The organism is Paeniroseomonas aquatica (assembly GCF_030409335.1).
In the GTDB taxonomy this organism is placed as follows: Bacteria; Pseudomonadota; Alphaproteobacteria; order Acetobacterales; family Acetobacteraceae; genus Belnapia; species Belnapia aquatica.
The window spans coordinates 1-18587 of the sequence record NZ_JAUFPN010000143.1 but is presented as its reverse complement, the minus strand read 5'-3'; the positions used below and the strand labels follow the sequence as shown (position 1 = coordinate 18587).

18 protein-coding genes are annotated in these 18587 nt (G+C 73.1%); 9 read left to right on the top strand and 9 right to left on the bottom strand.

The genetic code is table 11. The features are described from left to right. Nucleotides 1–117 precede the first annotated feature (117 nt). Nucleotides 118–1692 (top strand): ABC transporter substrate-binding protein, encoded by a 1575-nt coding sequence (locus QWZ14_RS13020; RefSeq protein WP_290317103.1) that lies wholly within the window; start codon nt 118–120, stop codon nt 1690–1692. Between the two features lie 6 nt (nt 1693–1698). Here the strand turns inward: QWZ14_RS13020 and QWZ14_RS13015 are convergent, their stop codons facing one another. Beyond that, nucleotides 1699–2520: an EipB family protein gene (locus tag QWZ14_RS13015; protein WP_290317102.1), complete on the bottom strand. Its 822-nt coding sequence runs from the start codon at nt 2518–2520 to the stop codon at nt 1699–1701. A gap of 30 nt (nt 2521–2550) precedes the next feature. Beyond that, nucleotides 2551–4350 carry an aspartate--tRNA ligase gene (aspS, locus tag QWZ14_RS13010; protein ID WP_290317101.1) on the bottom strand — a complete coding sequence of 600 codons (1800 nt, stop codon included), beginning with the start codon at nt 4348–4350 and terminating at the stop codon, nt 2551–2553. Between the two features lie 125 nt (nt 4351–4475). Between aspS and rnd the strand changes: the two genes are divergently transcribed. The 3 genes from rnd (at nt 4476) to QWZ14_RS12995 (ending at nt 6579) form a co-directional block, all read left to right on the top strand. Continuing rightward, the gene (rnd, locus tag QWZ14_RS13005; protein ID WP_290317100.1) at nt 4476–5660 is read left to right on the top strand and encodes a ribonuclease D; all 1185 of its coding nucleotides are present in this window, start codon (nt 4476–4478) and stop codon (nt 5658–5660) included. Nucleotides 5661–5831: 171 nt separating this feature from the next. Continuing rightward, nucleotides 5832–6284 carry a Rap1a/Tai family immunity protein gene (locus QWZ14_RS13000; protein WP_290317099.1) on the top strand — a complete coding sequence of 151 codons (453 nt, stop codon included), beginning with the start codon at nt 5832–5834 and terminating at the stop codon, nt 6282–6284. Nucleotides 6285–6297: 13 nt separating this feature from the next. Beyond that, entirely contained in the window at nt 6298–6579 is a 282-nt protein-coding gene (locus QWZ14_RS12995; RefSeq protein ID WP_290317098.1) for a YMGG-like glycine zipper-containing protein, read from the top strand. Nucleotides 6580–6598: 19 nt separating this feature from the next. Here the strand turns inward: QWZ14_RS12995 and QWZ14_RS12990 are convergent, their stop codons facing one another. The 6 genes from QWZ14_RS12990 to QWZ14_RS12965 are packed head-to-tail and all read right to left on the bottom strand — an operon-like array spanning nt 6599 to nt 13680. After that, nucleotides 6599–8119 (bottom strand): Ppx/GppA phosphatase family protein, encoded by a 1521-nt coding sequence (locus QWZ14_RS12990; protein WP_408903680.1) that lies wholly within the window; start codon nt 8117–8119, stop codon nt 6599–6601. A 33-nt stretch (nt 8120–8152) separates the two neighbouring features. Continuing rightward, nucleotides 8153–10357, bottom strand: coding sequence for an RNA degradosome polyphosphate kinase (locus tag QWZ14_RS12985; protein WP_290317097.1), 2205 nt, complete (start codon nt 10355–10357; stop codon nt 8153–8155). 9 nt (nt 10358–10366) lie between these two features. Next, nucleotides 10367–11146, bottom strand: a complete 780-nt coding sequence (locus QWZ14_RS12980) for a P-loop NTPase family protein (RefSeq protein WP_290317096.1) — start codon at nt 11144–11146, stop codon at nt 10367–10369. After that, nucleotides 11143–12336, bottom strand: coding sequence for an AI-2E family transporter (locus QWZ14_RS12975; protein ID WP_290317095.1), 1194 nt, complete (start codon nt 12334–12336; stop codon nt 11143–11145). Before QWZ14_RS12975 ends, QWZ14_RS12980 begins: the two co-directional genes overlap by 4 nt. Next, entirely contained in the window at nt 12333–12944 is a 612-nt protein-coding gene (locus QWZ14_RS12970) for a CDP-alcohol phosphatidyltransferase family protein (RefSeq protein ID WP_290317094.1), read from the bottom strand. The genes QWZ14_RS12975 and QWZ14_RS12970 overlap by 4 nt, the downstream gene beginning before the upstream one ends. Then, nucleotides 12928–13680, bottom strand: coding sequence for a hypothetical protein (locus QWZ14_RS12965; protein ID WP_290317093.1), 753 nt, complete (start codon nt 13678–13680; stop codon nt 12928–12930). Before QWZ14_RS12965 ends, QWZ14_RS12970 begins: the two co-directional genes overlap by 17 nt. A gap of 115 nt (nt 13681–13795) precedes the next feature. Here QWZ14_RS12965 and purM point away from each other — a divergent pair, with 115 nt between their 5' ends. Genes purM through QWZ14_RS12950 form a run of 3 tightly spaced genes read left to right on the top strand, consistent with a single transcriptional unit; the run spans nt 13796 to nt 15721 of the window. Then, nucleotides 13796–14884 (top strand): phosphoribosylformylglycinamidine cyclo-ligase, encoded by a 1089-nt coding sequence (gene purM, locus QWZ14_RS12960; RefSeq protein ID WP_290317154.1) that lies wholly within the window; start codon nt 13796–13798, stop codon nt 14882–14884. Between the two features lie 7 nt (nt 14885–14891). Then, nucleotides 14892–15551, top strand: a complete 660-nt coding sequence (purN, locus tag QWZ14_RS12955; RefSeq protein WP_290317092.1) for a phosphoribosylglycinamide formyltransferase — start codon at nt 14892–14894, stop codon at nt 15549–15551. Between the two features lie 11 nt (nt 15552–15562). Further along, nucleotides 15563–15721 (top strand): aa3-type cytochrome c oxidase subunit IV, encoded by a 159-nt coding sequence (locus QWZ14_RS12950; RefSeq protein ID WP_290317091.1) that lies wholly within the window; start codon nt 15563–15565, stop codon nt 15719–15721. Between the two features lie 46 nt (nt 15722–15767). Here the strand turns inward: QWZ14_RS12950 and ndk are convergent, their stop codons facing one another. Then, the gene (gene ndk, locus QWZ14_RS12945) at nt 15768–16190 is read right to left on the bottom strand and encodes a nucleoside-diphosphate kinase (RefSeq protein ID WP_290317090.1); all 423 of its coding nucleotides are present in this window, start codon (nt 16188–16190) and stop codon (nt 15768–15770) included. A 126-nt stretch (nt 16191–16316) separates the two neighbouring features. Between ndk and QWZ14_RS12940 the strand changes: the two genes are divergently transcribed. Together QWZ14_RS12940 and QWZ14_RS12935 are read left to right on the top strand one after the other, a co-directional pair. Further along, the gene (locus QWZ14_RS12940; RefSeq protein ID WP_290317089.1) at nt 16317–16556 is read left to right on the top strand and encodes a hypothetical protein; all 240 of its coding nucleotides are present in this window, start codon (nt 16317–16319) and stop codon (nt 16554–16556) included. A 119-nt stretch (nt 16557–16675) separates the two neighbouring features. Beyond that, a complete protein-coding gene (locus QWZ14_RS12935; protein WP_290317088.1) occupies nt 16676–18556 on the top strand; it encodes an ABC-F family ATP-binding cassette domain-containing protein in 1881 nt (626 codons plus the stop codon). The last annotated feature ends 31 nt before the right edge of the window (nt 18557–18587 follow it).

Genomic DNA, 18587 nt, shown 5'->3' with positions numbered 1-18587 from the left:
GCCGTTCTGCGACGGCTGGACGGAGTATGGCGCCGAATGCGCCCGGGGCGGAAGCCCCGCCCCTTCCCCACCCGCGCCGGCTGGCCTATCGGCAGGGCCGGGATGAGGAGACGGCCGATGCAGCAGCGACGCAGCCTGATGAAGACCGCCGCCCTGGCGGCACTCGCGCAACCGGCATTGGCGCAATCCAGCCGCGCCCGCACCCTGCGCTTCATGCCGCAGGCGGCGCCGACCGGGCTGGACCCGATGTTCAACCCCACCACCATCGCCACCACCCATGGCTACTGCGTCTTCGACACGCTCTATGGCTGCGACGCGAAGCTGCGGCCGCGGCCGCAGATGGCCGAGGGGCATGAGGTCTCGGCCGATGGGCTCACCTGGACCATCCGGCTGCGGGAGGGCCTCCGCTTCCACGACGGCACACCGGTGCGGGCGCGGGACTGCGCCGCCTCCCTCCGGCGCTGGGCGGTCAGGGACGGCTTCGGCCAGGTGCTCGCCCGCGCCGTGGCGGAGTGGGGTACGGTCGACGACCGCGACCTGGTGATCCGGCTGCACCGCCCCTTCCCCGCGCTGCTGGACGCGCTGGCCAAGCCCGGCGCCAGCCCCGCCTTCATCATGCCGGAGCGGCTGGCGGCCACGCCGGCCGACCGGCCCATCACCGAGATGGTCGGCAGCGGCCCCTGGCGCTTCCTCGCCGGCGAGTTCAACCAGGGGGCCCTGGCCGCCTATGCCCGCAACGACGCCTATGTGCCGCGGGACGAGCCGGCCGAGGCCGCCTCGGGTGGCAAGCGCGTGCATTTCGACCGGCTGGAGCTGGTCTGGATCCCCGATGGCGGCACCGCGGCGGCGGCGCTGCGGACCGGGGAGATCGACTGGATCGAGTATCCGCTGCCCGACCTCGTGCCGGTCCTGCAGCGGGACCGCGGGATCGGCACCCAGGTCTACGACCCCAACGGCTTCCTCGGCTTCCTCCGCTTCAACCACCTGCACCCGCCCTTCGACGACGTCGCGGTGCGCCGGGCGATCCGTGACGTGCTGGTGCAGCCGGACTACATGGCCGCCGTCGCCCTGCCCGGCGACTGGTCGGAATGCCATGCGGTCTTCCCCTGCGGCCTGCCGCAGGTGCGGGAGTTTCCCGCAGCCCCACGCGGCGAGGCCGCGATGGATAATGCCCGGGCCGCGCTGAAGGCGGCGGGCTATGCCGGGGAGCGGATCGTCCACATCAATCCCAGCGACTTCCCCGCGGTGACCCAGCAGGGCCGGGTGACCGCCGACCTGATGCGCCGCCTCGGGATGAACGTCGAGCTGGTCGAGAGCGACTGGGCCACCATCATCGCCCGCCGCGCCAACAAGGGGACGCCGGCCCAGGGCGGCTGGAGTCTGCACAACACCAATTTCCCGGCGGCCAATATCGCCAACCCCGCGGTCAGCCCGATCATCCGCGGCCATGGCGAGCGCGCCTGGTTCGGCTGGCCGACCGACGTCGCCAGCGAGGCGGCGGTGGAGCGCTGGATCGGCGCCGCCGATGCCGCGACCCAGGCCGAGGCCATGGCGGCGCTGCAGACGGCGGCCTGGGACAGCGTGCCCTTCGCGCCGACCGGGCTGTTCCGGCTGCGGACCGCCTTCCGCGCCGAGCTGCGCGGCGTGCTGCAGGGGCCGAACCCCTTCCTGTGGAACCTCAGGCGGGGGTAGCGGGGCTCAGCAGGGGTTCGGCAGCACCGCCAGTTCCTGCATCCGGCCGTCGACGCTGAACTCGCCGAATTCCATCTTCAGCTCGTCCGCCACGCCGTTCTCGTAGTAGCGCAGCCCGACCTCGTAGTCGGGGGCGCTGGCGCCGCCGCCGGTTGCGCTCGGGGTGCGGTCGAAGAAGGCGACGCGCATGCGGGCGCTGCCGAGGCTGGCCAGCGCGGGGAAGCGCTCGTTCGCCTGCGGCGGCTGCCAGGCCTGCAGCACGGTGGTGGTGTCCTGCGCGCCATCGGCGCTGGTGCCGTCGAACAGCGGCACCACCAGCAGCCGCTGGTTGGCGCGGGCGGCGGCGAGGGTGCGGATGGTATGCAGCATCGGCAGCAGGGTGCCGCCGGGCAGCGCCTCCTGCTTGGTCGAGGGCTCGGTGTAGCGGACGGTGCCGCCCTCCGGCGTGACCTCGGCATCCCCGGCCACGCGCTGCGACACCGCGCCCTGCGAGGTCTGGGTCAGCGAGAAGCGGATGCTGCGGCCGTCCTTGGTCTCATAGGTCGAGTAGTCCGAGGTGGTCTCCACATCGGTGCCGTCGCGGTCGGTCAGCGTCAGCTGGAAGCGCTGGCGCGTCGCCCAGCCGTCGCAGGCGTCGACGACTTCATACAGCATCACCCCCTCGGCGCGGGCGATGTCCGAATTGTCCCGGGCGCGGTCGAGCGTGAGGCGATAGGCGGCACGGTGGCCGACCATGGCCTCCACCCCCGGCTCCGCGGCGCCCGGCGCGCCCGGGAGGAGGGCGGCGGTGAGGAAGGCGGCGGCAAGCAGCGGGCGGCGCAACGACATGCGGAGGTCCTTTGGGGCGAAGCGTGTGACTTAGGAAGCCTTCGGCTCGGCCGCACCCTTCGCCGGGGGCAGCACCGTGCGGATATGCAATTCGCGGGTCCGCGCCTCCTCCACCGGGGAGGGGGAGCCCATCATCAGCTCCTCGCCCTGCTGGTTCATGGGGAAGAGGTTGACCTCGCGCAGGTTCGGCTCGTCGGCCAGCAGCATGACGATGCGGTCGATGCCGGCGGCCATGCCGCCGTGCGGCGGGGCGCCGTAGCGGAAGGCGTTGAGCATGCCGCCGAAGCGGTCCTCGACGGCCTGCGGCGGGTAGCCGGCGATGCCGAAGGCCTTCACCATGATCTCGGCCTTGTGGTTGCGGATGGCGCCCGAGGCCATCTCGTAGCCGTTGCAGACCACGTCGTACTGATAGGCGCCTATCGTCAGCGGGTCCTGGCCCTCCAGCGCCGCCATCTCGCCCTGCGGCATGGAGAAGGGGTTGTGGCTGAAGTCGACCTGGCCGGTCTCCTCGTTCAGCTCGTAGAAGGGGAAGTCGGTGATCCAGCAGAAGCGGAAGCCGGATTTCTCGCTCAGCCCGAGGTCGTGGCCGAGCTTGAGGCGGGCCTGGCCGGCGAGCTTCGCCGCCTCGGCCGGCTTGCCGGCGGCGAAGAAGACGGCGTCGCCGGGCTTGAGGCCGCAGGCGGCGCGGATCGCCTCGGCGCGGTCGGCTTCCAGGTTGCGGGCGATCGGCCCCTTGGGACCCTCAGTGTCGAAGGTGATGTAGCCGAGGCCGCCGGCGCCCTGCTCGCGCGCCCACTCGTTCATCTTGTCGAAGAAGCTGCGCGGGTTGGCCCCCGCCCCCGGCGCCGGGATGGCGCGGACCACGCCGCCGCCTGCTGCGATCTTGGCAAAGAGGCCGAAGCCACTGCCGGCAAAATCGGCGGTGACGTCGCGGATCACCAGCGGGTTGCGCAGGTCGGGCTTGTCCGAGCCGTAGTCGAGCATCGCCTTCGCATAGGGGATGCGGATCCAGGGGCTGGCATCGACGTGGCGGCCGGCGGCGAAGCGCTCGAAGGTGCCGCGGATCACCGGCTCCATGGTGGTGAAGACGTCCTCCTGCGTCACGAAGCTCATCTCGACGTCGAGCTGGTAGAACATCAGCGTCCGGTCGGCGCGGCCGGCCTCGTCGCGGAAGCAGGGGGCGATCTGGAAGTAGCGGTCGAAGCCCGCCACCATCGTGAGCTGCTTGTACTGTTGCGGCGCCTGCGGCAGGGCGTAGAATTTGCCGGGATGAAGGCGCGCCGGGACCAGGAAGTCGCGGGCGCCCTCGGGGCTGGAGACGGTCAGGATCGGCGTCTGGAATTCGTTGAAGCCGGTGGCGATCATCCGCTCCCGGATGTCCTGGATGATCTGGGCGCGCTGGATCATGTTGCGCTGCAGGCGTTCGCGCCGCAGGTCAAGGAAGCGGTAGCGCAGCCGCATCTCCTCCGGCGCCTCCTGGTCGCCGGCGACCTGGAAGGGCAGCACCTCGGCGGCGGATTGCAGCACCAGCTCGCGGACGCGCAGCTCGATCTCGCCGGTCGGCAGCTTGGGGTTCACGGTGGAACCTTCGCGGTTCACCACCTCGCCGGTGACGGTGACGACGCTTTCCGGCCGCAGCCGGTCGGCCTGCTCGAAGACCGGGCTGCCCTGCGCCACGACGCATTGGGTCAGGCCGTAGTGGTCGCGCAGGTCGAGGAACAGCAGCCCGCCATGGTCGCGCTTGCGGTGCACCCAGCCGGAGATGCGGGCCGGGCTGCCGGCGTCGGTGGCGCGCAGGGCGCCGCAGGTATGGGTGCGGTAGGCGTGCATGGGGGGTCTGGACCTGCAATTGCGTCGGAGCCCGGTAAGAGGCGCCCAGGGCCGGTCCTGTCAAGCGGCGCCGGGCCTCGCCTCCCCGGCTTTCCCTTCCCCGCCAGGGGGGCTAGACACGGGGGATGAGCCGTCGTCCGCCAGCCGCAGAGCCGATTCCGGCCCTGATCACCACCTCCGCCGCCCTCGCCGCCCTGTGCGAGCGGCTGCGCGCCGAAACCTTCGTCACCGTCGATACCGAGTTCATGCGGGAGCGGACCTACTGGCCCGAGCTCTGCGTGGTCCAGCTCGGCGGGGAGCACGAGACGGCGGTCGTCGATGCCCTGGCCCCCGACCTCGACCTGGCGCCGCTCGGCGTGCTGCTGGCCGACCCCAAGGTGGTCAAGGTCTTCCATGCCGCCCGGCAGGACGTGGAGATCTTCCTGCTGAAATTCGACGCGGTGCCGACCCCGCTGTTCGATACCCAGGTCGCCGCCATGGTCGCCGGCTTCGGCGACCAGGTGAGCTACGACCAGCTCTGCCGGTCGCTCGCCGATGCCCAGATCGACAAGGCGCACCGCTTCTCGGATTGGGCGGCGCGGCCGCTCTCGGCCTCGCAGATCATCTATGCCGCCGGCGACGTCACCCATCTCCGCCGCATCTACGTGGCCCTCAGCGAGCGGCTGGCGCGCGAGGGGCGGCTCGAATGGGTGGCCGAGGAGATGGCGGTGCTGAACCGGCCGGAGACCTATCGCGCCGACCCGGCGACCGCCTGGGAACGGCTCAAGCCCCGCACCACCAACCGCCGCTTCCTCGGCCTGCTGCGCGCGGCCGCCGCCTGGCGGGAGCTGGAGGCGCAGCGGATCAACATCCCCCGCCAGCGGCTGGTCAAGGACGAGACCCTGCTGGAGCTGGCGGCGACCGGCCCGGACACCCCCGCCGACCTGGCGCGGGCGCGCGGCATCTCCGAGGGCTTCGCCAAGGGCCGCAGCGGCCTCGGCCTGATCGCCGCCATGCGCGAGGCCAAGGCGCTGCCCGACAGCGCCATGCCGGAGGCGCCCAAGGACCGCGGTGGCCCCAGCCCCTCCCCGGCGCTGGTCGCGCTGCTGAAGGTGCTGCTGGCGGCCAAGTCCGAGGAGCACAACGTCGCGCCGAAGCTGCTGGCCAATGCCGACGACCTCGACCGGCTGGCGACCGAGCTCGACCCCGACCTGCCGGCGATGCGCGGCTGGCGGCGGGAGGTCTTCGGCGAGGCGGCGCTGGCGCTGAAGGCCGGCCGGCTGGCGGTCGGCGTCGAGGGCCGCCGGATCAAGCTCATCGCCGCAGGGTGATCTCGCCTCACGCGGTTCTTCCTAAGGTTGATGGAACCGATCCGGCGATGCCCGGTTAAGCAGGGACTGTCCGGTACCGGACAGCCCGCCGCGGTTCCGGTCGCCCGCCCTCCGGTGCGGTGCCGTCTCGTGCTGCGGCTGGACGCCCAAGCTTCGATAGGGGGAATGACCATGCGCACCCGAATTGCCGCCGCGCTGCTTGCCTGCGGGCCGCTTGCCCTGGCGCCTGCCATGGCCCAGACACCGGCCGCCACGCCCGCCGTCACCCATGTCCAGACCGTCGCCGACCTCGCCGCCGTCTGCGATCCCGGCTGGTCCGGCGTGCCGAAGCTGGAGGCCATCGCCTATTGCCAGGGCTTCCTGACCAGCGCCGGCCAGTACCACACCCTGCTGCATCCGGCCGGCGGCACCCGCAAGCCGCTGTACTGCGTGCCGAACCCGGCGCCGACGGTCGCCGAGGCCGGCCTGGCCTTCGCCGCCTGGAGCCGCGCCAACCCGAACTACAATGCCGAGCCGGCGCTGGACGGGCTGCTGCGCTTCGCCCAGTCGAAGTACCCCTGCCCGGCCGATGCGGCCGCCCCGGCCCGCCGCACCACGCGCCCTGCCCCGAACGCGGCCCGCTGAGAGGATCATGATCATGCGCAGCATGCGTCTCGCCCTGCCCCTCCTCGGTGCCCTGGCCCTCTCGGCCTGCGGCAACCTCAACCAGACCCAGCAGCGGACGGCGACCGGCGCCCTCGGCGGCGGCGCCATCGGCGGCATCATCGGATCCTTCAGCGGCAATGCCGGCCTGGGCGCGCTGCTCGGTGCCGGTGCCGGCGGGGCCGGTGGCTACCTGTACGACCAGTCGCAGCCGCGCGGCTATGGCGGCGGCGGCTACGGCGGCGGCCGGCGCGGCGGCTACCGCGGCGGGTACTGAACCGGGCGGGCGGGGGGCGTCAGCCCTCCGCCACCTCGACCACCGCTTCCAGGCCCAGTACCGCGCCGAGCTGGTCCATCCGGCGCAGAACGCTCTCCCCGGCGAAGACGCCGGTCCCCTCGCTCAGCCGCAGCACCAGCCGGCCGCCGCTGCGCTCCAGCGCGGTGCCCGCAAGCAGCTCCGGGGTGCCGCCGCAGAGCGTATAGGCCAGGCGCAGCGCGGCGCCGATCGTCTCCGCCCGGCGGATGGTCGGCAGGTCCAGCAGCACCCGCGTCGGCGCCAGGAAGGGCGCCCCCGGCTCCGCCTCGTAGCGCAGCGCGGCGCAAAGGCCGAGGAAGGCCCGGGCATGGTGGTCGAGCCCGGCGCCATGCTGGCGCAGCACCCGGAGGAAGGCCTGCTCGGCCCGGTACTCCGGGTGGTCGTGGCTGCCGATGTCGGACACCCAGCAGGCCGCTTCGCGCAGCCCCCGGCTCACCGGGTCCTGGTCGGGGAAGACCGGGTCGGTCCAGGCGACCAGGGCCGGCGGCAGCGCCGGCTCGCGGCCCCAGGTCTCGGCCAGGCCGCGGGCGGCGGCGAGCAGTGGATCCTCGGCACGCACCGCATCCGGCAGCAGACGGGAATACCAGCCCTCGCGCAGGCCATTGGCGGAGAAGACCACCCGCGCCGCGCCGGTCGCCCGCAGCAGCCGGCGCATGGTGATGGCGGCGAAGGGCAGGTCGCCGAGCCGCTTCTGCGGCGCCCCCGGCATGCGCTCCAGCACCCGGCGGGAGGCCGCCATGACCACGCTCGAGAGGTCCCGCGCCTCCTCCCGCCGCAGCACGTAGTGGTGGACGATGGCGAGCGGATAGCCGGTCTGGGCGATGTGCATCCGGGCCAGCGCCCGCCAGGCGCCGCCGACGAGATACAGGTCGCGGCCGCCGCCCTCGGCCAGCCAGGGGGCCTTGGCCATCTCCGCCTCGGCGATGGCCCGGGCGCGGACCACGTCGCCGCCGGCGCGCTCGGCCAGGCGGATGGCGCCGATCGGCAGCGAGGCGGCGCGCTCGGCCCGGCCGCTGACCAGCCGTACCACCTCGAGGCTGCCGCCGCCGAGGTCGCCGAGGACGCCGTCGGCGCCGGGGAAGCCGAGCAGCACGCCATCGGCCGAGAGCCGCGCCTCCTCCTCCCCGGTCAGGATGCGGACCGCGAGCCCCGGCATGCGCTCGTGCATGGCGGCGACGAAGGCCGGGCCGTTGGTCGCGTCGCGCACCGCGGCGGTCGCCACCACCTGCAGCGGCGTGGCGCGCATGGCGTGGGCGACCGCGTGGTACCGGGCCAGCACGGTCAGCGCCGGGCCGATCGCATCCTCGTTCAGCCGGCCGGTCGCCTGCAGCCCGCGGCCGAGGCCAAGCACCGCCTTCTCGTTGAAGATCGCCTGCGGATTGCGGCCACGGCCCTCGAAGACCACGAGCCGGACGGAGTTGGAGCCGAGGTCCACCACGCCGCAGCGGGCATGGTCGTCTCGGGCGGTGTCGTCATGGGAAGCGAGCGGCGAAACGGGCAAGCAGTGTGATCCTGAGGTTCATGGCCGGCCGCCTCAATCCTGGGCGAAGCGGTCCGGCCGGGCCTTGCGGGGGGCGCTCCGGGTCGAGCGCTTGAGGGCGCTGCCACGTCCCGAGAGCGAGGGGTTGGTCATGAAGTACTCATGCGCCGAGACCGGGTGCGGGCCGGGCGGCAGGCGGCGCCACAGGCCGTCGGCGGTGAGCTCCCAGCTCTGCGCCGTATCCTTCATGTTGACCACCATGATCTGGTCGAGGATCTGCGCATGCACCGTGGCGTTCTCGACCGGCACCATGGTCTCGACCCGCCAGTCCATGTTCCGCGCCATCCAGTCGGCCGAGGAGATGAAGACCCGGGCGCGGCGCGAGGGCAGCCGGTGGCCATGGCCGAAGCAGTAGATGCGCGAATGCTCGAGGAAGCGGCCGACGATGGACTTCACCCGGATGTTGTCCGAGAGCCCCGGCACGCCCGGCCGCAGGCAGCAGATGCCGCGCACCACGCAGTCCACCTTCACCCCGGCGGCGCTGGCGCGGTAGAGCGCATCGATCAGCTGCTCGTCGACCAGGCTGTTCATCTTCAGCCAGATGCCGGCCGGCTTGCCTTCCTCGGCATGGCGCTGCTCCTCCTCGATCATGCCCATCAGCGTCGGCCGGATGGTCAGCGGCGCGAAGGCGAGACCCTCCATCCGGTCCGGCCGGGCATAGCCGGTCATGTAGTTGAACAGCCGGGCGGCATCGCCGGTCAGCCCGGGGTCGGCGGTGAAGAAGGAGAGGTCGGTGTAGATGCGGGCGGTGATCGGGTGGTAGTTGCCGGTGCCGAAATGCGCGTAGGAGCGCAGCGTGCCGGCCTCGCGGCGGACCACCAGCGACATCTTGGCGTGGGTCTTCAGCTCGACGAAGCCGAAGACCACCTGCACGCCGGCGGCTTCCAGCTCGCGGGCCAGGGCGATGTTCCGCTCCTCGTCGAAGCGGGCCTTGATCTCGACGATGCCGGTGACCGACTTGCCGGCCTCGGCCGCCTCGATCAGCGCCCGGGCGATCGGGCTGTCGCGGCTGGTGCGGTAGAGCGTCTGCTTGATGGCCACCACGTTCGGGTCCCGCGCCGCCTGGCGCAGGAACTGCACCACCACGTCGAAGCTCTCGTAGGGGTGGTGGACGACGATGTCCTTGGCCTTGATGGCGGCGAAGCAGTCGCCGCCGTAGTCCAGGATGCGTTCCGGGAAGCGCGGCGCATAGGGCGTGAACAGCAGGTCGGGGCGGTCGTCGACGATGAGCTGCTTCAGGTCGTCGAGGCCGAGCAGCCCCTCCACGACGAAGACGCTGCCGCGCTCGGCGTCCAGCTCCTCGATGACGAAGTCGACGATGTCGGGCGGCGTCGCGGTGGTGACGCTGAGCCGGATGGCGCGGCCGCGGCGGCGGCGCTTCAGCGCCGTCTCGTAGGAGCGGACGAGATCTTCGGCCTCCTCCTCAAATTCCACGTCGGTGTCGCGGATGAGGCGGAACAGCCCGTGCTCGGCCGGGATGAAGCCCGGGAAGATGCGGCGCAGGCTGAGCTCGATCAGGTCCTCGAGCAGCACGAAGCGGATGGCGGCGGGGCCGCCGGGCTGGCCGTCGAATTTCGGCAGCCGGATGAAGCGCTCGATCTGCGAGGGCAGCGGCAGCAGAGCGCGCATGGTGCCGCCATCCTCCTCCCGCACCAGCTTCAGCACCATGCAGGCGGCGAGGTTCTGGATGAAGGGGAAGGGATGCGCCGGGTCCACCGCGAGGGGCGTCAGCACCGGGAAGACCCGCTCCATGAACCAGGTGTCGAGCCAGGCCCGGTCGGCCGGGGCCAGCTCCTCGCTGGTGCAGACGGCGATGCCGGCCTCGCGCAGCTGGTCGCGGAGGTTGCGCCATTCGACCTGCTGCGCCTCGATCAGCACCTGCGCCCGGGCATGCAGCGCGGCGAGCTGCTGCGACGGGGTGCGGCCGTCCGGCGACTGGGTGGTGATGCCGGCGCGTTCCTGCCCGATCAGCCCGGCGACCCGGACCGAGTAGAATTCGTCGAGGTTGGCGGCCGAGATGGCGACGAAGCGCAGCCGCTCCAGCAAGGGGTGCTGCGGATTGCCCGCCTCCTCCAGCACCCGCGTGTTGAAGTCGAGCCAGGACAGCTCGCGGTTGATGAAGCGGTCCGGGTCCCTGGTCAGGGCGGCGGCCGGATGGGCATCCGCCGGGGGCGGCGAGCGGGTTTCGGTGAGGCTCATGCCGCCACCCTACAGCAGGGTCGGGGGTTGCGGGCAGCCAGCCGCGGCCATTGCCATGGATTCGTCATCGGGACCGAAACCCGCCAGCTCCGGCAGGGTTGCCCGGGCCAGGGCGCGGGTGAGGCGGCCGCCATGCGCCAGGGCGGCGCGGTCGAGCCGGGCCGCGGCCTCGGCCACCACCGCGGCCTCCCGCGGCAGGTGCAGCAGCAGCCAGGCCTGCAGCCCTTCCTCCACCCGCAGCTGGCGGCGGGCGAAATCCTGCCGCAGCAGGGTCGCCAGCAGCCCCTCGCCCGGCTCGCGGATGCCGACCGCGGTCATCGCCCGCAGCCGGCTGCGGAGGTCGGCCAGCGCCACCGGCCAGCGGGCCGGCGGCGCCCGCCCCGCCAGCAGCAGCGGCAGCCCGGCCTCGGCGGCGAGGTTCAGCAGGTGCAGCATCGCCGCCTCCTCGGCCAGGCAGTCGGCATCGTCGACGGCCAGGCCGGCCCCGGGCGGCAGCTCCGGGGGCAGCTCCGGCCAGCCGCGCAGCAGCGGCCCCTCCAGCACCGGCCAGCCGCGCTGTGCCGCCAGGCTGCGCAGCATGTGGGACTTGCCGGTGGCGGCAGGGCCGTGCAGCGCGAGGCGGCCCTGCGGCCAGCCCTCCGGCCGGTGCAGCCAGGCCAGGGCCTCGGCATTGCTCTCGTCGGCAAAGACGGTGGCGGGGTCGTACCGGGTGCAGACCGGCAGCGGCAGGGCCAATTGCCGGGGCAAGGGCGGCTCGGCGGGCCGCCCGGTCCAGGTCGAGGCGCTCACGAGCCGGTCCGTGGCGGGTCGAGGTAGAGCGGGCTCTCGATGTAGCGGCGCAGCCAGTGGCGGGCGATGACGCCGATGACGGCGGCCAGCGGCACCGCCAGCAGCACCCCGAGGAAGCCGAAGGCGACGCCGCCGGCAAACAGCGCGAAAATGACCCAGACCGCATGCAGCTCGACCCGGTCGCCCAGCAGCCGGGGGTAGATGATGTAGCCCTCGACCACCTGCCCGGTGACGAAGACGGCGAGCACCACCAGCACCCCGTTCCAGGTGCCGAACTGCGCCAGCGCCAGGGCCAGGGCGGTCAGCATCCCGGTGATGGAGCCGACATAGGGGATGAAGGAGAGCACCCCGGACATCAGCCCGACCGTCAGCCCGAGTTCCAGCCCGACCGCCGAGAGCGCCGCGGCGTAGTAGACCGCGAGCAGGGCGCAGCAGAGCAGCTGCCCGCGCAGCCAGGCCGAGAGCAGCCGGTCGGTGTCCCGCGCCAGCTGGCGGAGGGTCGCGGCCGAGCGGCGCGGCAGCCAGGCGTCGATCCGGCGGATCATCCGCGGCCAGTCCCGCAGCAGGTAGAAGGCGACCACGGGGGTGACGGTGACCAGGGTGAAGACGCTGAAGATGGCGATGCCGCCGCTGATCATCCGCGCCAGCGAGGTGCCGAGGTAGGAGATGATCGCCCCCGCCTGGCCCACCGCCAGGTCCTGCAGCCGGGCATCGAAGATGTCCGGGCCGAGCCGCTCGGCCAGCAGGGTCAGCGCGTCGCGCACCGCCTGGCCGATGCCGAGCACGTAGCTCGGCAGCCGCTGCAGCAGCACCGTCACCTGGGCGATCAGCAGCGGGTAGAGCAGCAGCAGGCACAGCAGGGCGAGCGCCACCAGCGCCAGGATCATCAGCAGCGCCGAGAGCCCGCGCGGGATGCCGATGCGGGTCAGCCGGGAGGCCGGCGGGTCGAGGAAGTAGGCGATGACGATGGCCAGCACGAAGGGCGTCAGGATCGGCGAGAACAGCCAGAAGGCCAGCAGCAGGCCGCCGCCGACGCCGATCCCGAGGCCGATCCGCTGGGCGCGGGTGGCCACCGGCGGGGCGATGCGGGCGCGGCCGGGCGGGGTGCCGGGGCGCGGCGCGGCGGGGGGCGCCGGGCTCGGCGCCGGCGGCTCGGCCCGGGAGGGTGCGGCGGGCGGCAGCAGGGTCATCGCCCCGCCCGGGGATGCCGCAGGGCGGCGCCGACATAGGCGACGCCGGAGGCCAGGGTGGTGGCCGCGGTGGCCCAGATGAAGCCCTGCAGCAGCACTTCGGCCCGCAGCGCGAAGCCGGCCAGCAGCAGCGCCAGGGCGGCGAGGCCGATCTGCAGGCAGGTGTTCAGCTTCGAGACCAGCAGCGGCTCGATCGCCGGCGGCTGGCCCAGCACCCAGAGCACCAGGATCCCGCCGACGATCAGCAGGTCGCGGAACACCACCAGGATCGCCAGCCAGTCCGGCAGCACGCCGATGCCGGCCAGGGCGATGTAGACCGAGACCAGCAGCGCCTTGTCCGCCACCGGGTCCATCAGGGCGCCGAGCGCGCTGCGGGTGTCGGTCACCCGCGCCAGCCAGCCGTCCACCCCGTCCGAGAGGCCGGCGCCGATGAAGAGGTAGAAGGCGAGGTCGAGCCGGCCGTGCAGGATGAGCCAGATGGTCGCCGGCACGGCGCAGAGCCGGGCCAGGGTGATCAGGTTCGGCAGGGTCACCAGCACATGCGGTGGCCCTTCCGGCGGCGGCGCCGGCGTCACCCGGGTGCCATCGCGGTCAGCCGCCTCCGGCAAGGCCGAGTCGCCAGGCGGCGCCGGGGGTGGCGCCCGGCATGGGCACCGCCTCGGGCTGCAGCAGGGGCTCGAGCGCGATGCCGGCGGCGGCCAGCTCCGCCGCCACCTCCGGCGCCGGGGCGCGCAGGCCGAGCCGCAGCTTCGCCCGGTCCACCGCGATCGCCAGGATATCCACCCCGGCCACCTGCCCGGCCGCCCGCAGCCGGCGCTGCAGCTCAAGCCAGTCCGTCATGCCGCGGTAGCTGGCCACCGCCACCAGCCAGTTCGAGGCCGGGGCGGCGACCACCGGCGGCGGGGTGGCGCCGGGCACGGCGGTGCCGCCGCCGAGGGCGCCGCGGACCCGGTTGGGGTCGAAATTCACCGTGATGCGGCCGGTGTAGCGGGTCGGCGCGGTGCGCTCCTGCTCGATGACGATGGAGCTGACCAGGGACTCGATGCGCTGGTCGCTGAGGCTGGTGGCGGGCAGCCCGGCCTCGGCCAGGGCGCGTTCCCAGGCGATGCGGCGACCGGAGGCCAGCGCCCGGTCGCGGGCCAGCACGCCGTTCTCGGCGCTGGCCTCGGCCGGGATGCCACGCTGGCTGAGATTGAGCGGCGGCGCCTCGGCCGCCAGCCCGGCCGGGGCGGCGCTGGGCGGGGGCGAGCCGACCGGGGGCAGGGTCTGCGCCGCGGCGGGCACGCCGATCAGCAGGACCGCCAGCGCCATGCCGTGACCAAGGCGCCCAGGGATGCCCCGCATTCCAACCATCTCCTGCTCTGTCCCACGCGGTTCCGCCGGTCGCCGCCGGCGGGGCGACGCGCCGGCAAAGGCGCGCTAGAAAGCCGGGAATGTCCTTAGCCGATCGGAGGCTGACCTGACCAGTTCCACCACTCCTCCCCCGCCGGGCGGGCTGACATATCGTGCCGCCGGGGTGGATATCGACGCCGGTGATGCCCTGGTCGAGGCGATCAAGCCGCTGGCGAGGTCCACCGGCCGCCGCGGCACCATGGGCGGCCTCGGCGGCTTCGGCGCGCTGTTCGACCTGAAGGCGGCCGGCTTCGCCGACCCGGTGCTGGTCAGCGCGACCGACGGCGTCGGCACCAAGCTGCGGGTCGCGCTCGATGCCGGGCGGCACGACACCGTCGGCATCGACCTCGTCGCCATGTGCGTGAACGACCTGGTGGTGCAGGGCGCCGAGCCGCTATTCTTCCTCGACTACTTCGCCACCGGCCAGCTGCGGCTGGACCAGGCCCGGGCCGTCATCGGCGGCATCGCCGAGGGCTGCCGCCAGGCCGGCTGCGCCCTGGTCGGCGGCGAGACCGCCGAGATGCCGGGGATGTACGCGGCCGAGGACTACGACCTCGCCGGCTTCGCGGTCGGCGCGGCGGAACGCGGCGACCTGCTGCCGAAGCCCGACGTCGGCGCGGGCGACGTGCTGCTCGGCCTCGCCAGCACCGGGGTGCATTCGAACGGCTTCTCCCTGGTGCGGCGGGTGGTCGAGGCGGGCCGGGCCGGGCTGGACGAGGCGGCGCCCTTCGCCGCCGGCCAGAGCCTCGGCGAGGCGCTGCTGGCGCCGACCCGGATCTACGTGAAGTCGCTGCTGGCGCTGCACCGGGCGGGGCTGCTGAAGGCGGCGGCGCATATCACCGGCGGCGGGCTGCCGGGCAACCTGCCGCGGGTGCTGCCGGCCGGCATCGCCGCGGTGGTCGATGCCGGGGCCTGGACGGTGCCGCCGGTGTTCTCCTGGCTGGCCCGCACCGGCGACGTGGCGCCCGAGGAGATGCTGCGGGTCTTCAACTGCGGCATCGGCATGGTGGTGGTGGTCGCGCCGGCGGCGGTGGCGCAGGCGACCGCGCTGCTCGAGGGCGCCGGCGAGACGGTGTTCCGCATCGGCCGGCTCGAGGCCGGCAGCGGCGAGGCGCAGGTCCGCATCGACAACCTGCCGGCCAGCTGGCCGCGGTGAGCCGGTGATGCGGGTGAGGACGGCCATCCTGATCTCCGGCCGCGGCTCCAACATGGCGGCGCTGCTGGCGGCCGCCCGCGACCCGGGCTTCCCCGCCGAGATCGCCCTGGTGCTGGCCAACCGGGCCGATGCCGGCGGGCTGGCGACGGCGGCGGCGGCCGGCATCCCGACCGCGGTGGTGCCGAGCCGCGAATACGGCCGCGACCGCGCCGCGCACGAGGCCGCGGTGCAGGCGGTGCTGGAGGCGCATGGGATCGGCCTGGTCTGCCTCGCCGGCTACATGCGGCTGCTGACGCCCTGGCTGGTGGAGCGCTGGGCCGGGCGGATGCTGAACATCCACCCGAGCCTGCTGCCGGCCTTCCCCGGGCTCGATACCCACGCCCGGGCGCTGGCCGCCGGCGCCCGGCTGCATGGCTGCACGGTGCATTGGGTGACCGAGGCGATGGACGCCGGGCCGATCCTGGCCCAGGCGGCGGTGCCGGTGCTGCCGGGCGACGACGAGGCGGCGCTCGCGGACCGGGTGCTGGCGCAGGAGCACCTGCTGTACCCGGCGGCGCTGCGGCTCGCGGCCGGCGGCGCGGTCGCCTGGCCGGCGCCGGCGGCGGTGCTGAGCAACCCCTTGCCGGGATCGCCGCCGCTTCCTAAACCCCAACCCGAGACCCGATAAGGACCAGCCCCGTGGCCGAACATCAGCAGAACTACGAATTCTCGGCGATCGACAGCAACGAAATCCTGGCCGACCGTCAGAAGAGCTGGGAAGGCTTCGTCCAATTCGCCACCTGGGGCGTCGGCGTGACGGTGGTGATCCTGCTGGCGATGCTCGTCTTCGTCGCCTGAGCCCCGGGATGCCGGGCCGGGGGGTGAGCCCCCGGCCCGATGCGCCTCAGCCGACGATCTCGGTGCCGGCGAAGAAGAAGCCGATCTCGCGGGCGGCGGCCTCGGGACCGTCCGAGCCGTGCACGCTATTGGCCTCGATGCTCTCGGCGAATTCCTTGCGGATGGTGCCCGCCGCGGCATTGGCCGGGTTGGTGGCGCCCATGATCTCGCGATTGGCGGCGATGGCGCCCTCGCCTTCCAGCACCTGCACCACGACCGGGCCGCTGGTCATGAAGCCGACCAGGTCCTTGTAGAAGGGGCGGGCCTTGTGCTCGGCGTAGAAGGCGCCGGCCTGGGCCTCGGAGAGCTGCAGGCGCTTCTGCGCGACGATGCGCAGGCCGGCGGCCTCGAATTTCGCGTTGATCTTGCCGGTCAGGTTGCGGCGGGTGGCGTCGGGCTTGAGGATCGACAGGGTGCGTTCGGTGGCCATGGGGCGTTCCTTTGTGACGGTGGCGGCGGGATAGGCGGGCCAAGGGCGCGATGCAAGCCCAACCCGGCCCCCTCCCCCGCGTTGTCGCCCCGGATCCGGCACCCGGGTCCGATGGAGGAACGCTGCATGGCCGAACAGGACAAGCCCAGGACCGACGCCGCCCGGAACGACGCCGCCGGGGGCCAGACCAAGGCCGGCTATATCCCGCGCCCGCCCAGCAAGTCCGACATCGACCAGGTCAGCAGCCAGCAGGGCATGGTCACGGACGAATGGGGCGACGGGACGGCCGGGCCGGAGCAGCGGCCGCGCCCGGACGCGTCGAAGGAGCCCGCCGACCCCGAGGCCCTGCCGGTCAAGCCGGCGTAACGCCATGCCGGTCAGGCCGGCGTAACGCCACGCCGGTCAGGCCGGCGTAGCGCCACGCGGGGCAGCCCAGCGGCCGGCGATGCGTGACGGGGCGCGGCGGCAGCGGTAGAAGCCTCCGCATGACCGTCCTCGCCATCCGTGACCTGACCCTCCGCATCGCCGGCCGGCTGCTGCTGGAGAACGCCGACCTGATCGTCGATCCCGGCCGCAAGGTCGGGCTGGTCGGCCGGAACGGCGCCGGCAAGTCCACCCTGCTGAAATGCATCACCGGCGAGATCCAGGCCGATGGCGGCGAGATCCGCCTCGCCGCCCGGGCCCGCATGGGGCATGTGGCGCAGGAGGCCCCGGGCGGGCCGGAGAGCCTGCTGGAGACCGTGCTGGCCGCCGATACCGAGCGCGCCGGCCTGCTCGCCGAGGCCGAGGGCCACCCCGAGCCGCACCGCATGGCCGAGATCCACGAGCGGCTGATCGCCATCGGCGCCGACAGCGCGCCCTCGCGCGCCGCCACCATCCTCGCCGGCCTCGGCTTCGATGCCGCGGCCCAGGCACGGCCCAGCACCGAATTCTCCGGCGGCTGGCGGATGCGGGTGGCCCTCGCCCGGGTGCTCTTCCTCGAGCCCGAGATCCTGCTGCTGGACGAGCCGACCAACCACCTCGACCTCGAGGCGACCATGTGGCTGGAGGGCTGGCTGCAGCGCTTCTCGGGTGCGGCCATCGTGGTCAGCCACGACCGCGGGCTGCTCGAGCGCTGCGTCGACGCCATCGCCCACCTCGACCGCGCCAAGCTGACGCTCTACCCCGGCGCCTTCGACAATTTCGTCCGCGTCCGGACCGAGCGGCAGGCGCAGATGGCAGCGCAGAACGAGAAGCTGGCGGCCGAGCGGGCGCATATCCAGTCCTTCGTCGACCGCTTCAAGGCCAAGGCCAGCAAGGCGCGCCAGGCGCAGTCCCGCATCAAGGCGCTCGAGCGGATGCCGGCGATCGAGAGCATCGTCGAGGACCACGTCACCCGCTTCGCCTTCCCCGAGCCGGCCGAGCTGGCGCCGCCGGTGCTCTCGATCAGCCAGGGCAGCATCGGCTACGACAAGCGGGTGGTCCTCAAGGGCCTCGACCTGCGGCTGGACCAGGACGACCGGATCGCCCTGCTCGGCGCCAACGGCAACGGCAAGTCGACCCTCGCCAAGCTCTTCGCCGGGCGGCTGGAGCTGATGGGCGGCACCATGTTCCGCTCGCCCAAGCTGAAGGTCGGCTATTTCGCCCAGCACCAGACCGACGAGCTGGACATGGAGGGCACGCCGCTGACCCACATGCAGGCGGTGATGCCGCGGGCGACGGTGCAGCAATGCCGCGCCCAGCTGGCCCGCTTCGGCCTCGACGTGGAGCGGGCGACGACGAAGATCTCGGCCTGCTCGGGCGGCGAGAAGGCGCGGCTGCTGCTGGCGCTCTGCACCCGGGAGGCGCCGCAGCTGCTGATCCTGGATGAGCCAACCAACCACCTCGACATCGATGCCCGCGACGGGCTGGTGAAGGCGCTGGCCGACTACAACGGCGCCGTCATCCTGATCAGCCACGACCCGCACCTGGTCGAGCTGGTGGCCGACCGGCTGTGGCTGGTCGGCAACGGCGTGGTCGCCAATTTCGACGGCGACCTCGACGACTACCGCGCGCTGCTCGGCGGCGGCGGCCGCAAGGCGTCGCGGCCCGAGCCCGGCACCGCGGCCCGCGGCGGCGACCGCAACGCCGACAAGAAGGGCCAGGCGGAGACGCGGCGCGCCCTGGCGCCGCTGAAGGAGCGGCTGAAGCAGCTCGAGGCGCAGATCGCCAAGCTGCAGGACGAGGCCACGGTCATCGACAGGGCGCTGGCCGACCCGCGGCTCTATGCCGGCAACAAGTCGGACCTGGTGAACCGGGCGACCACGCGCCGGGCGGTGATCGCCAAGATCCTGCAGGGGCTGGAGACCGAGTGGCTGGAGCTGACCGAGAAGCTCGAGGCCGCCTAGTGTCCTGACTCTGAAGTTCCCAGGCAGTTGC

Excerpts from the sequence above, each read along its gene's own strand:
- QWZ14_RS12975 (WP_290317095.1), bottom strand. The coding sequence starts at position 12,336 with ATGACCCTGCTGCCGCCCGCCGCACCCTCCCGGGCCGAGCCGCCGGCG.
- QWZ14_RS12965 (WP_290317093.1), bottom strand. The coding sequence starts at position 13,680 with ATGCGGGGCATCCCTGGGCGCCTTGGTCACGGCATGGCGCTGGCGGTC.
- QWZ14_RS12995 (WP_290317098.1), top strand. The coding sequence starts at position 6,298 with ATGCGCAGCATGCGTCTCGCCCTGCCCCTCCTCGGTGCCCTGGCCCTC.
- QWZ14_RS12985 (WP_290317097.1), bottom strand. The coding sequence starts at position 10,357 with ATGAGCCTCACCGAAACCCGCTCGCCGCCCCCGGCGGATGCCCATCCG.
- rnd (WP_290317100.1), top strand. The coding sequence starts at position 4,476 with ATGAGCCGTCGTCCGCCAGCCGCAGAGCCGATTCCGGCCCTGATCACC.
- purN (WP_290317092.1), top strand. The coding sequence starts at position 14,892 with ATGCGGGTGAGGACGGCCATCCTGATCTCCGGCCGCGGCTCCAACATG.
- aspS (WP_290317101.1), bottom strand. The coding sequence starts at position 4,350 with ATGCACGCCTACCGCACCCATACCTGCGGCGCCCTGCGCGCCACCGAC.
- QWZ14_RS13015 (WP_290317102.1), bottom strand. The coding sequence starts at position 2,520 with ATGTCGTTGCGCCGCCCGCTGCTTGCCGCCGCCTTCCTCACCGCCGCC.
- QWZ14_RS13020 (WP_290317103.1), top strand. The coding sequence starts at position 118 with ATGCAGCAGCGACGCAGCCTGATGAAGACCGCCGCCCTGGCGGCACTC.
- QWZ14_RS12935 (WP_290317088.1), top strand. The coding sequence starts at position 16,676 with ATGACCGTCCTCGCCATCCGTGACCTGACCCTCCGCATCGCCGGCCGG.
- ndk (WP_290317090.1), bottom strand. The coding sequence starts at position 16,190 with ATGGCCACCGAACGCACCCTGTCGATCCTCAAGCCCGACGCCACCCGC.
- QWZ14_RS13000 (WP_290317099.1), top strand. The coding sequence starts at position 5,832 with ATGCGCACCCGAATTGCCGCCGCGCTGCTTGCCTGCGGGCCGCTTGCC.
- QWZ14_RS12940 (WP_290317089.1), top strand. The coding sequence starts at position 16,317 with ATGGCCGAACAGGACAAGCCCAGGACCGACGCCGCCCGGAACGACGCC.